This is a genomic window from Ruegeria sp. AF2 (assembly GCF_056542025.1).
The window spans coordinates 1-12624 of record NZ_JBQFZC010000012.1; the positions used below are offsets into that span (position 1 = coordinate 1).

Annotated in this window: 11 protein-coding genes and 1 pseudogene; 10 read left to right on the plus strand and 2 right to left on the minus strand. The window is 56.7% G+C overall.

What is annotated here, in order from left to right; all coding sequences use genetic code 11:
- The 8 genes and pseudogenes from ACR0NM_RS20170 to ACR0NM_RS20205 form a co-directional block, all read left to right on the plus strand.
- Positions 1–169: pseudogene (locus ACR0NM_RS20170) on the plus strand (iron-containing alcohol dehydrogenase); the annotation flags it as partial.
- 2 nt (positions 170–171) lie between these two features.
- Positions 172–1011 carry an EamA family transporter gene (locus ACR0NM_RS20175; RefSeq protein ID WP_170636821.1) on the plus strand — a complete coding sequence of 280 codons (840 nt, stop codon included), beginning with the start codon at positions 172–174 and terminating at the stop codon, positions 1009–1011.
- Between the two features lie 178 nt (positions 1012–1189).
- Positions 1190–2083 carry a DeoR/GlpR family DNA-binding transcription regulator gene (locus ACR0NM_RS20180; protein ID WP_170397781.1) on the plus strand — a complete coding sequence of 298 codons (894 nt, stop codon included), beginning with the start codon at positions 1190–1192 and terminating at the stop codon, positions 2081–2083.
- Between the two features lie 20 nt (positions 2084–2103).
- A complete protein-coding gene (locus ACR0NM_RS20185; RefSeq protein ID WP_170397784.1) occupies positions 2104–4143 on the plus strand; it encodes an ABC transporter substrate-binding protein in 2040 nt (679 codons plus the stop codon).
- A 61-nt stretch (positions 4144–4204) separates the two neighbouring features.
- Positions 4205–5209, plus strand: a complete 1005-nt coding sequence (locus ACR0NM_RS20190) for an ABC transporter permease (protein WP_170397787.1) — start codon at positions 4205–4207, stop codon at positions 5207–5209.
- A gap of 4 nt (positions 5210–5213) precedes the next feature.
- Positions 5214–6344 carry an ABC transporter permease gene (locus ACR0NM_RS20195; protein ID WP_170397790.1) on the plus strand — a complete coding sequence of 377 codons (1131 nt, stop codon included), beginning with the start codon at positions 5214–5216 and terminating at the stop codon, positions 6342–6344.
- Complete coding sequence (locus ACR0NM_RS20200; RefSeq protein WP_170397793.1) at positions 6341–7339, plus strand: ABC transporter ATP-binding protein; 999 nt, start codon at positions 6341–6343, stop codon at positions 7337–7339. The genes ACR0NM_RS20195 and ACR0NM_RS20200 overlap by 4 nt, the downstream gene beginning before the upstream one ends.
- Positions 7336–8157, plus strand: a complete 822-nt coding sequence (locus tag ACR0NM_RS20205; protein ID WP_170802441.1) for an ATP-binding cassette domain-containing protein — start codon at positions 7336–7338, stop codon at positions 8155–8157. The genes ACR0NM_RS20200 and ACR0NM_RS20205 overlap by 4 nt, the downstream gene beginning before the upstream one ends.
- Here ACR0NM_RS20205 and ACR0NM_RS20210 read toward each other — a convergent pair whose 3' ends face one another.
- Positions 8158–9255, minus strand: a complete 1098-nt coding sequence (locus ACR0NM_RS20210) for an alpha/beta fold hydrolase (RefSeq protein ID WP_170566570.1) — start codon at positions 9253–9255, stop codon at positions 8158–8160.
- A 97-nt stretch (positions 9256–9352) separates the two neighbouring features.
- Positions 9353–10660 carry an ATP-dependent protease ATPase subunit HslU gene (gene hslU / locus ACR0NM_RS20215; RefSeq protein WP_170425348.1) on the minus strand — a complete coding sequence of 436 codons (1308 nt, stop codon included), beginning with the start codon at positions 10658–10660 and terminating at the stop codon, positions 9353–9355.
- A gap of 198 nt (positions 10661–10858) precedes the next feature.
- Here hslU and ACR0NM_RS20220 point away from each other — a divergent pair, with 198 nt between their 5' ends.
- A complete protein-coding gene (locus tag ACR0NM_RS20220; protein ID WP_170513434.1) occupies positions 10859–11260 on the plus strand; it encodes a DM13 domain-containing protein in 402 nt (133 codons plus the stop codon).
- Positions 11261–11365: 105 nt separating this feature from the next.
- Positions 11366–12607 (plus strand): MFS transporter, encoded by a 1242-nt coding sequence (locus ACR0NM_RS20225; protein ID WP_480616361.1) that lies wholly within the window; start codon positions 11366–11368, stop codon positions 12605–12607.
- Positions 12608–12624: the final 17 nt, after the last annotated feature.

Here is a 12624-nt window from a genome sequence, read left to right on the forward strand (position 1 = left end):
AGAGTTCAACGACAGCCTCGCCATCCCCCGCAATCTCTCCGACCTCGGCGTCACCAAAGCCGCCATCCCCGAACTGGTCCAGGGCGCAATCATCGACCCCTCATGCGGAGGTAACCCAATCCAACTCAACCAACAAAACATCACTGAGCTGTTTAATACGGCGATCTGACAGTGAGCGCTGAAATCGTTCTCATAATCCTTGCGGCCGCGTTGCTGCATGCGATCTGGAACACGGTTGTAAAAACGGCCGCTGACCGAACAGTCACGCTGGGTCTGGTTGCGCTGGGACACGTTATCCCGGGGGCGCTGATGGTGGCGGTTCTGCCGCTGCCGAATATCGAGAGCCTGCCATATCTGGCAGGTTCGACCGTTGTTCATTTCGGATATTTCTACATGCTGAATCAGGCCTACCGGCATGGTGATCTCAGTGTGGTGTACCCGATCGCGCGCGGTGTGGTTCCTGCGCTGGTCGCTCTTTGGGCCGTGATATTCGCGGGCGAACATCTGCCGACGCAGGCCTGGATTGGGATCGCGGTGATTGCCACCGGCATTCAACTGTCCAGCTGGTCGGTTTTGAGGCAAGGGGTCGGTAGGGCATCGCTTGTTTTCGCATTGGGAACGGGCTGCTTTATTTCCATCTACTCGCTTGTGGATGGCCTGGGCGTGCGGGTGTCAGGCAACATCCTGAGTTATTGGGCCTGGCATTCGGTTCTGCATATCTTTGTTGTGGGCTTTGTCGCGCTACGGCGAGGCGCGCGTGTGCTTGATTTGCCTCTGCGCATCTGGGTGATCGGGATTGCAGGCGGAATGGTGTCGATGACCGCTTACGGCCTAGTGCTTTATGCCAAGAATTTCGCTCCGCTTGGCGTCGTGTCAGCCTTACGCGAAACCTCAGTGATCTTCGCGGCCCTAATCGGATTTCTGTTCCTGGGTGAAGGCAATCCCATGCGACGCCTTCTGGCGGCCGTGATGATGGCCGCTGGCGTGACGCTGATCGCATTGTCGTCATGAACACATGCTGGGATGAGTTGAATGATTCTTGCGAGAGATCTGAAATCCACCTGTCACGCCGCATGAAACTGCAGGTTTGCTATGCCATGTTGACCGGAAAAGGCAAAAAAACCAAAATTGTCGCAAAAGATTTACATTTATTGTGGATTTTTGCGCGAAAATGTGACCGAGTCTGAAAATGGATGATGATAGCGTAACCATCCCACATCGTGGCCGAGAGCTGCTGGATGTCCTTGCGCGGCTGGGGGGGTCAGCGCGCAACACTCAGATCGCCCAGATCATGGACGTCTCTGAGGAAACTGTGCGTCGTTTGGTCAAGGCACTGGCGCGCGCGAACAAGGTTGAGCGTGTGCATGGCGGCACATTTCTGTCTCGGGCGCAGGATACACCGATGTTTTCGGGCGCGTTGGAGTATAATGCCGACGAGAAAACCAACATCGCCAAGCGGGTCTGCGGGTTGCTTGAGGACGAGATGGTGTTGTTCATCACCGTTGGCTCGACCATGACTCATGTGGCCGAGCAACTACGTGAGTTGCGGGGTTTGACCGTCGTTAGCAACTCTTTGTCAGTTGTCGCATCCCTGGCCGATCACAATGGCACGCGCGCCGTTCTGGCAGGGGGCGAAGTAATCCGCTCCGAACGAGGCAGTTTTGGCCGTGCGGCTGAAGAACTGGCGTGTCAGTACAGCTATGACGCGGTGATCTGCGGCGCGGATGCACTGTCGCTGGTTGGAGGTGTATTGGCCTCGAACCCGCTGGAGGCGGATCTGACCCGTGCGCTGCAAGGGAACACGCATCGCATGATCGTTGCAGCGGACCACACCAAATTCGGTGCAAAGGCAGCCAACGTGTCTTGCCCGTTCGACAAGGTGACGGATCTGGTGACCGATATCGCCCCACCCGATGCGTTTGCACCCGTTCTCAAGCAAGCTGGGGTCCAAGTGCACATTGCATCGCAATACGATGTCAAATCCGGGCCAGATGAAACAGAGCCCCGGAAGCAAAAAAAGAACAAAGAAACCTCCGAAAGCAAAGCGGGAAAATCGGGCTCTCGGAAACGCAAAACGAAATAAACAAAACCTAGGGAGAAAACATGAAGAAGCTTCTTATGTCTGGTGTGGCCTTTGCCACAATCGGGGGCGCGGCCTGGGCCAATTGTCCTGCTGCAACCGTCGCGGATATGCAGGGCGTCGCAGCCGGTGCTTATCCTCAGCAGTTTGATCTGTCCGAGTTTCAATCAGCTGCAAACTGTACGCTCAGCTTTGCAGAAAACCCGGCTATTGGGGATCTGAACGGCATGATCCGTGGCAATGGCGATCTTGCGGCCGTTGCAGATCGTCTGCCGGCTGACCCGTTGGTCATCGTACCCTATGACTCGATAGGTCAGTATGGCGGTGTTCTGGACGCGCTCTCCAACGCCACAGAAAGCGGCACCTCGGACTTCCTTTCGGTGCGTCACGTCAACCTGTTCCGCTATTCCGACGACCTGCAGACCCTGGTGCCCAACGTGGCGAAATCCTGGGAATGGAACGATGACTTCACCGTGCTGACCGTGAATCTGCGTGAAGGCCACAAGTGGTCGGATGGCGCGCCATTTACGGCGGCGGATATCGTCTTCTGGTACGATAACCTGATGATGGACACCAATGTCATCGCCGAAGCGAAGGATTATGCGCTGGCGGGCGGTGAGCCGATGAAGGTCGAAGCGCTGGACGACACCACCGTCCGCTTTACCCTTGCCGCGCCCAAGCCTGGCCTGACCGAGACATTCTCGTTCACCTATGTGCAGCCCTACCAGCCCAAGCATTTCTTTGAAAAGTTCCACCCGGCGCTGGATGACAACGCCGACGCCAACGCGCAGGCGCTTGGTTATGAAAACGGGTACGAGCTGATCAAGGCCTATTATGGCAACTCGGACTGGATGGATACGCCATCTCCGATGCTGACAGCCGGTGACAAACTGGCGGGTCTTCCCACCGACACCATGCCGACGCTGGAGAGCCATATCCTTGTGAAGGAGAGCACCGAGGGTCGTCACTACGTGGCCAACCCCTATTTCTTCCAGGTCGATACGCAGGGTAACCAGCTTCCCTACATTTCGGAAATGGATGAAACTTACGTTCCGGACGAAGAAGTTCGCACCCTTAAGTTGCTGAATGGCGAGGTCGATTACAAATCGCAGGGTGTTAACCTGACATCCGCTCCGGTGCTGCTCGAAGGTCAGGAGAACGGTAACTACACTGTCGAGGTGAAGCCTTCGATCGGCTATCCGGTTCTGACCTTCAACGTGACCGCAGAAGACGAGGCCAAGCGCGCGATCTTTAACGATATCCGGTTCAGAACTGCGATGTCTGTTGCTATGGATCGCAACCAGCTGAACGAGGTTGTGGCTTTTGGTCTGGGAACACCGACACAGTACATCGGCTTCTCGCCACGTCCCGATTTCATCGACGAAAAATGGTCGAACCATGAGATCGAATTCGATGCAGAGCGCGCCAATGCGCTGCTGGACGAAGTCGGTCTTGTCGACAAGGACGGTGATGGCTTCCGCGACTTGCCGAATGGTGATCCGTTTGTTCTGGATTGGCAGTTCTCGACCCAGCCAGCTTCGGCGCAACTGGTGGAACTGATTGCTCAGAACTGGAAAGACGTTGGCGTCAACACCGCGATCAAAGAGGTGACATCCGACGAATTCCGCGCCGCACAAACGGCCAACTCGCTGGATATGGGCCTATGGCTGAAGAGCCAGCCAGCCGGGTCGATCCTCGGGGACAGCGAGATCTGGGTGCCTCCGTTTGATGGCTATTTCGACGTACGTACAGGTATGCTCTGGGCTGAATACATCAGCTCAAACGGTGAAAACGGTGTTGAACCACCGGCTTGGGTCGCGGATCTGAAGGCTGCATTGGACACCTATCAGTCCAGTGCACCCGGCTCTGATGCGTCAGTATCCGCCGCGCAGAAGATGGTCGAGATCATGACCGGCGAGCTGCTGTTCCTGGGTACCGTGAATGCTCCTGCCCCGATCTATCACTCGAACAACCTGCAGAACTTTACCGAGTTCAAAACGCAGTCTTACGAGTTCTATCGGACCTATCCTTACCGCCCCGCACAGTGGTGGCTGAGCGAATAAGATTGAGAAGATAAGAAGGTGGGCGCCCGCGCCCGCCTTCGCGCATCCCGCGGGGACAGATATGTTGCAATTCTGCAGATTTGCCGCCACCCGGGCGGTTATGGCGTTGGTCACTTTGGTCATCGTATCGCTGATTGTTTTTTCACTGATGGAACTGGTGCCCGGTGACTGTGCCGAGCGCTATTTGGCGTATAAAAACACCCAAGGGTCCGCGATCACCGTTGCTGACGTTGCAGCAGAACGCGCCCGACTGGGGTTGGATCAACCGTTCCTAACCCGATGGGCCACTTGGTTGTCAGGGGCATTTCGTGGCGATTTCGGCGAAAGCTGCATCCTGCGGGTGAATATTGCACAGCTGCTGGGCGACAAGTTCTGGCTGTCGCTGTGGATCTGCCTTGGCGCTTTGACGCTGGCTTATGCCATTGCAATCCCTGTGGGCATCATTTCTGCCGCCTCGCGCAGTGCGGTACTGAACAACTCGCTGCGGATCGTCAGCTATCTGGGTTTGGCGATGCCGAACTTCCTGCTGGCCCTGATGGTGATGCTGGTTTCAACCGTCTATTTCGGCGAGACTCTGACCGGGCTGTTCTCGCCCGAGTACAAAGAAGCGCCTTGGTCTTGGGGCAAGTTCCTCGATTTGCTGAAACACGCCTGGCTGCCGATCTTCATTCTGGGCTGGTCGGCCACAGCCTTTGCGCTGCAGACCGTGCGCGCGTTGATGTCGGATGAGATCGGGAAGCTGTATGTCACCGCTGCTGCCGCGCGGGGCATTTATGGCCGCCGCCTGCTATGGCGCTATCCGGCCCGTCATGCGCTGGGGCCGATCGTCAATAGCCTTGGCTTTGACCTGAACCGGATCTTCAACGAATTGCCCATTGTGGCGCTGATCCTGACATTGACTGAAGCCGGTGCGCTTTTGCTTGAAGCGTTGGCGCGGTCCAATGATCAGCAACTTGCGGGGGCCATCATCTTTCTGCTGACGGCATCAATCGTGACGTTGAATTTCTTCACCGACATTCTGCTTGCGGTGATCGACCCGCGCGTGCGCAAAAGTATCCTCAGGTGACCAGATGACTGCGACAATCGACAACCAAAAGGCTAAAGAAGCCTATTTCACCGCCTCGCAGCGTCAGTTGATCTGGGCCCGATTCAAGAAACAGCGCGCGGCGATGATTGCGGCCACAGTTCTGGTCGTCCTGATCCTGTCGGGCATCTTTGCTCCGTTCCTCTCGCCTTACGATCCGACCGCCGCAGGGCGTGACAAAGACTATCTGAACGGAGCCCCGCAGATTCCAAAATTCTGCGACAAGAATGGCTGCTCGATCCGCCCGTTCCTGCACGGGGTAACCCGCGAACGCTCGTTGGCGACCAATTTCCGCTGGGTCGAGAAAGTGAACGAGGATGAACGCCGATATATCCAGTTCTTCGTTCGGGGCGACAAATATAAGCTGTTTGGAGTCATTCCCGGTAACATCCACCTGTTTGGTGTCGATCAGGGCTATGTTCACCTGTTCGGAACCGACAGTGCCGGCAAGGATATCTTCAGCCGTACACTGCATGCGGTTTGGACGTCGCTACAGGTCGGAACGCTTGGGGTGATGATTTCGTTCGTGCTGGCGCTCGCGATCGGAGGGGTGGCTGGATATTACGGTGGAATGGTCGACAGTGTGATCCAAATGATCACCGATGCGATCCGTACGGTTCCGGCCATACCTCTGTTCATGGCGATTGCGGCCTTTATCCCGCCGGAATGGTCGGCCGAAACAAGATTCTTTGTCATCACAGCCATATTGGGATTGGTCGGCTGGCCTACTTTAGCACGGCGAGTTCGCACCCATCTGTTGACCGAACGCAATCAGGAATATGTGCTTGCGGCAAAGCTTTGCGGTGCATCGCCGGGCCACATCATCCGGCGTCATCTGCTGCCCAGCTTCACCAGTTACATCATCGTCGATCTGGTGATCTCGTTCCCCTATATGGTCCTCAGCGAAACCGCGCTCAGCTTTATCGGGCTGGGGCTGAAAGATCCGGTCAACTCACTTGGCGTGATGTTGCAGAATGTCACCAAGGCGGATGTTCTGCTGAATTACCAATGGTATTTCATCCCGGTCATCTTCTTTGTCGTTCTCGTGATGTCTTTCGTGTTCGTCGGCGATGGCCTGCGCGATGCGGCTGATCCTTATTCGGAGACCCGCAAATGAGCCTGATCGATGTCGAAAACCTGTCCGTTCAGTTCAAAACCGATGAAGGGTTGATCACGGCGGTTGAGGATGTTTCGTTTTCACTCGTCCCAGGCGAGGTGCTCGGGCTGGTCGGCGAAAGTGGATCGGGAAAATCAGTGACGGCAAAGTCACTGATGAAACTAAATCCACCCAACGCGATCTATGCGCCGGAAAGCCGGATCGATCTGCATCTCGACAGCGGCCCGGTTGATATCATGGCGCTGAAGCGGCCCAAGGACATGGAGATTGTGCGCGGCGGGGCGATTAGTATGATCTTCCAAGAGCCGATGGCCAGCTTTGCCCCCGCGATCACCATCGGCAAGCAGATGGTTGAACAGTTGCTGATCCACACGGACCTCAGCAAAAAGCAGGCCAAAGAACTATCGATCGAAATGCTGGACCGGGTGGGTATCCTTGAACCGGCGGCCCGGTTCAACCAATACGCTTTCGAATTGTCGGGCGGGATGCGTCAGCGGGCGATGATCGCCATGGCGCTTTCGACCAAGCCCAAACTGCTGATCGCGGATGAGCCGACAACGGCGCTGGACGTGACCATTCAGGCTCAGGTTTTGGATCTGATGAAGGATCTGGTGGCCGAGTTCGGCATGGGCATCGTCTTCATCACCCATGACCTAAGCGTCGTCGCCCAAACCGCCGACCGGGTTGCGGTGATGTATCTGGGTCGGATCATGGAAAGCGGGCCTGTGCGTGAAGTGATCCGCCATCCGGCACATGCCTATACGCGTGGTCTGCTGAACGCGTTACCCAAACTCGATGATCTGGACGCACCGCTAACCCCGATCCCCGGCGATATCCCCTCACCTCTGGAGCGGCCATCAGGCTGCGTGTTCCATCCACGCAACCCGGAACTCAAACCCGGATCGCGATATGAAACGGAACGCCCACCCTTGACCGAGGTCAGCCCCGGCCATTTCGCAGCCATTTTCCCCGAAGACGTGCCAGGCCAGCCATGACAAATGCTCTGATCAAAACCGAAAACCTGTCAGTCGAATTTCCCCTTGGTGGCGGTTTTTTTAACAAGCACACGCTGAAGGCAGTCGACAATGTCTCGATCGAAATCCCGCGAGGGGCTTTTGTTGGGGTGGTCGGCGAGTCCGGCTCGGGTAAGACAACACTTGGCCGCGCATTGCTGAATGCGGTCCCAATCACCAGCGGTGGCGCAAGCTATGATGATGGTGAAGAGCAGTTCGATCTGACCAAAATGTCGGCAACCGATCTCAAGTCCTATCGCCGTCGGGCTCAGTTGATTTTTCAGGACCCTTACGCGGCGCTTAGTCCTCGGATGACCGTGCGTGATATCATAGCCGAACCGCTGGATGTGATGGGCCTGACCGCATCGCGTGAGGAAACCGATGCGCGGGTTCGCGAGATTGCGGGCAAATGCCGGTTGAACCTTGAACATCTGCGACGCTATCCGCACGCGTTTTCGGGTGGTCAGCGTCAGCGGATTTCTATCGCGCGGGCTCTGGCCTGCAACCCGCGTTTTGTAGTTGCCGATGAATGCGTGGCGGCGCTGGACGTGTCGATTCAGGCAGATATCCTGAACCTGCTGAAATCCCTTCAGCGAGATATGGGCCTGACCTTCATGTTCATCAGCCACGATCTGTCGGTTGTGGCCCATACCTGCGATTTTGTGGTCGTGATGTATCACGGCAAGATCGTCGAAAGCGCCCCGACGCGCGAACTGTTTGCCGCACCCAAGCAAGACTATACCAAGCGGTTGCTGGATGCGATCCCATCGCTGGACCCCGATCATCGAATGCGTGCCTGATCAGGGCGCGCTAACCTGCGCCTGTCCGGTCTCGGTCAGCACAATCTCGGTCGCGCCATCTGCGCTGCGCTCGCTGGGTGGGACAAGGACATCGATGCCAGGCCGGTCGGGGCCAAAGGTGTTGCTGACCCGGCGGACCGAACTAAGAATGGCCAGCAGCGCCGGAGACGTCGCCGCCACGAAATGAGATGATCCCGCATCGCTGTTGAATGCAGTCGTGTCGATCACGCTGATCGGATATTCGGCCAATGCGTCGACCGAACTGATATTACCCAACCTTTGACTGTCCGCGGTGCCGCGCAGCCGAGCCGACAGGTTCAGAATCTTGTCCTTCTGGGACACCATCACCACAAACGGGTCGGGCGGGCTCTTGATGCTGTTCATCTGGGATCGGAACAAATCCACATCCAGATCAGGTGAGATCAGGATGACCCCCTCAAGATTGCGGCTTGCCCACCCCGGCTCGCGTAGTTCGGCTTGCCGCATCATCTCCATCGATAGGGCGCTGCCCATCGAATGCGCTATCAGGACGACCCGCTTTACGCCCATTGATTTGAGCAATCTAATGGTCTGTTCCAGCCCGTCTCGGGCAAACAGCATACTGTCCAGATCATAGGCGTAACCGGTGCCGCGCGCCTTACTGGGCCAGGAATAAATCAGAATGGTTCCGGGGATACCGATATCATGGCTCAGCTGAGCGGCCCGAAATGCGGTCTCAGTCTGCGTGGCGTTATACCCGTGAACAAAGATGACCACGTCATCCACGCCACGCAGACGGGACTTCAGATCCTGCGGACCCGAGAACTCGGTAACATCGGCCACGACAAACTGTTTGTTCGGATTCGGGTTCGCGTATGAGAACTCGAGTTCACCCGGCGTGTGCGACGGCGGAATCGAGACGGTCATCTCAAGGTAACGCAATGCCTCGGCACGGTTAGCTCCGTAGCTGCCATCCGGCTCGCGCGCACGGGTAGTGGCGGCAAAGACCGTGGCGGGGGTGCCGACCCTAAGGGCTTCGGGTGTGATCTCTGTGATAGACCGATCCGCACAGGCGGTCAGCACAGACAGCGTCACAATGATGATGAAATAGCGCAGCACGCTCTGCCCCTGTGAAGTTACAGGGCTACGCTACCGTATTCCCGCCCCGCGTCCAGCCTGAGGGCACGACTCATTGGCAAAATCCGGCTGGCACTTGTTACAAAACGTAACGGCTGAGGTCTGTGGATTTTGTCAGTTCGCCAAGATTGTCGTTCACGAAACCTGCATCGACGGTGATCTCAGCCCCTGCCTGATCCGGTGCGGTGAACGAAAGCTCTTCGAACACGCGCTCCATCACCGTGTAAAGCCGCCGCGCACCGATATTCTCGATGCTTTGGTTCACATCCGCCGCAATCCGGGCCAAGGCTGCGATCCCGTCTTCGGTGAAACTGACCGTGACCTCTTCAGTGCCCATCAGGGCAGTATACTGCAGTGTCAGAGCGTTGTCGGTCTCGGTCAGGATACGTACGAAATCCTCTTCTGTCAGGGCGCGCAGTTCCACGCGTATCGGCAAGCGGCCCTGAAGTTCTGGCAGCAGGTCCGAGGGCTTGGCGATGTGAAACGCACCGGATGCGATGAAAAGGATATGGTCGGTTTTCACAGGGCCATGTTTGGTGCTGACAGTGGTGCCCTCGATCAGAGGCAGCAGGTCGCGCTGAACCCCTTCCCGGCTGACATCGCCTCCGCGCGCATCGGATCGGGCGCAGACTTTGTCGATCTCATCCAGAAACACGATGCCGTTCTGTTCGACCGCTTCCAAAGCCACCCGGTTGACGGTTTCATCATCCAGCAACTTGTCGGCCTCTTCTCCAATTAAGGCCTCATAGCTTTCAGCGACAGTCATGCGTTTCTTGACGGTCCGTCCACCGAAGGCTTTGCCGAAGATATCACCCAGATTCATCATCCCCATCTGACCACCCGGCTGGCCCGGAATATCGAACATCGGCATCGGGTTCGTGGTATCGGACAGTTCCAACTCGATTTCGGTATCGTCCAGCTCACCCGCTTTCAGCTTCTTACGGAACATCTCGCGTGTCGCTTCGCGGGCGTCGGTTCCAGCAATCGCCTCGATCACGCGATCCTCGGCGGCCTGATGGGCGCGGGCTTTGACATCCTCGCGCATATACTCGCGGGTTTGCAGGATTGCGGCGTCAGCCAGATCACGCACGATCTGTTCAACGTCCCGACCGACATAGCCGACCTCGGTGAATTTGGTGGCTTCAACCTTGATGAAGGGTGCGCGGGCCAGTTTGGCCAGACGGCGGCTGATCTCGGTCTTGCCAACGCCGGTGGGTCCGATCATCAGAATGTTTTTTGGATAGACCTCATCGCGGATGTCATCTGGCAACTGCTTGCGCCGCCAGCGGTTGCGTAGCGCCACGGCGACGGCGCGTTTCGCGTCTTTCTGCCCGATAATAAAGCGGTCCAGTTCCGAGACAATCTCGCGCGGGGTCAGGTCGGTCATATGTGTTCTATCCGTATGTTTCGCAGCGGAACCTAATCATACGGCGCGAAAACACAAGCCGATCACGAGAAGATCACGGCAACTCACGGGCAGCACACGGAATTTCGTGGTGATGTGAATCGCCAGATGCACAGCGTCTGCGGCATAACCTTTCGCGACGGACTCTGCGTCCGTATGACATTAGGGAGATACCTCATCATGATGACTCGTCGTTCGCTTTTTGTGAAAGCTGCAGCTACCGGCGCGGCCCTGTCTCTGGTCGGCACCACCGCTGCCCTGGCCGGTGGCGCAAAAAAGAAAGGCACATTTGAAGGCCGCTCGAACCACGTCACTACCGGTTCGGTAAAACTGGTCAAAGATGGCGAGCGTTACATCGTTGAACTGGGCGACGACTTTTCGCTGGACAACGGCCCCGACCCGCGTGTCGCATTTGGTAAGGACGGCACATACGCCCCAGACAGCAAACTGGGCGCGCTGCTGCACCTGACCGGCAAGCAATCCTATGCCGTGCCGCCAACCATGGATGTCTCGGGCTACAACGAAGTTTACATTTGGTGCGAGGTTGCCGGCGTCCCGCTGGGAGTTGCTTCGTTGAGGTAATCACACCCTTCAGGGGTCGGGCTTTCCGGCCTCTGACACGCCGTTAGGTGACAGGGCAACTGTCTGTTACACTCGCCCCAAGATATTGGAACTGGGGGCGTTTTCATGACCAAGATTGCCAAGATCACCCTGCTGTTTGTGGTCTTTGTTGACCTGATCGGACAAGGGCTGGTGTTTCCCATCATCAACTCCCTGATCATGGAAACGAAGTCTGGCTTCTTGCCGGAAAGCACGGCCATGGGCACAAGGCACTTTTATTATGGTCTGGTGATCGGCTGCTTCTTCCTGTCTTGGTTTCTGGGGGTGGTCTATGTCTCGAAAGTTTCAGACTCCATCGGGCGCAAGAATGCTCTTCTGGTCTGTTTGACCGGGGCGCTGGTCGGCTACGCCCTGACCATCGCAGCGCTTTATCTCAACAGCCTGCTTCTACTGATCATTGGTCGTTCGATCACCGGGTTTACGGCTGGAAATCAGCCCATCGCACAAGCGGCAATGATCGATGGCAGCACCGACGCTGCCGACCGCGACCGCAACATGGGTTATATTGTGACCGGTGTCAGCTTTGGCTTGGTCGGGGGACCGATCATAGGCGCGGTTCTGTCCGATGCAGCCTTATTGGGCAGCGCGGCGACATTGAAAACGCCTTTCTACGGGGCGTTTGTACTGGTCCTGATTGCAATCTTTCTTGTGACCGCGTTCTTCAAGGATACCAGAACCGAGCGCGAACCCTTCGTCTTCCGCCCCCGCGACATAACCGACAGCCTCATAGCTGTGCGCGAACACCCGCTGGTTCTAAAAATCATGCCAGTTTATGCCCTGTTCATGGTCGCCAACGTTACTTTCTATGTATTCGTCGACAACTTCCTGACCAGCGCGTGGGGTTATGGCGTAATAGGGGGCAGCATGGCGATGGTGGTCATTGGCGTTGCGCTGGCCTTTTCCAGCACCTTCCTTGTGAAACCAGCGCAAGAGATGTTCAGCAAGCACCAGATCATCTACACCTCGTTGGTCACCATGGTGATCTGTGGCTTTGCCTTCGCATTCAGCCCCAGCGGGGTACTGAGCTATATTCCGGTCTTTTTCTTCTACTTCTTCTTCGGCGTTTCTTACCCGACGCTGCTAGGCCTGTTCTCAGCCAGCGTTGCCGAAACGGATCAGGGTTGGGTCATGGGGGTGACCACAGCCGTGTTCTGCCTAGCAGGCGGTATCATGTCCCTGATCGGAGGCGGATTGATGAGCATCGACATCCGCGTGCCGTATTATATCGTCATTGTCACTGCCCTGATGGGCCTTATCGGGATGCATCTGAGGTGGAAGGGGAAAGAGATCAAAGCGCTATTGGCATAAAGAACAGCCGATAAAGC

Excerpts from the sequence above, each read along its gene's own strand:
- ACR0NM_RS20200 (WP_170397793.1), top strand. The coding sequence starts at position 6,341 with ATGAGCCTGATCGATGTCGAAAACCTGTCCGTTCAGTTCAAAACCGAT.
- ACR0NM_RS20180 (WP_170397781.1), top strand. The coding sequence starts at position 1,190 with ATGGATGATGATAGCGTAACCATCCCACATCGTGGCCGAGAGCTGCTG.
- ACR0NM_RS20195 (WP_170397790.1), top strand. The coding sequence starts at position 5,214 with ATGACTGCGACAATCGACAACCAAAAGGCTAAAGAAGCCTATTTCACC.
- ACR0NM_RS20185 (WP_170397784.1), top strand. The coding sequence starts at position 2,104 with ATGAAGAAGCTTCTTATGTCTGGTGTGGCCTTTGCCACAATCGGGGGC.
- ACR0NM_RS20220 (WP_170513434.1), top strand. The coding sequence starts at position 10,859 with ATGATGACTCGTCGTTCGCTTTTTGTGAAAGCTGCAGCTACCGGCGCG.
- hslU (WP_170425348.1), bottom strand. The coding sequence starts at position 10,660 with ATGACCGACCTGACCCCGCGCGAGATTGTCTCGGAACTGGACCGCTTT.
- ACR0NM_RS20190 (WP_170397787.1), top strand. The coding sequence starts at position 4,205 with ATGTTGCAATTCTGCAGATTTGCCGCCACCCGGGCGGTTATGGCGTTG.
- ACR0NM_RS20205 (WP_170802441.1), top strand. The coding sequence starts at position 7,336 with ATGACAAATGCTCTGATCAAAACCGAAAACCTGTCAGTCGAATTTCCC.
- ACR0NM_RS20225 (WP_480616361.1), top strand. The coding sequence starts at position 11,366 with ATGACCAAGATTGCCAAGATCACCCTGCTGTTTGTGGTCTTTGTTGAC.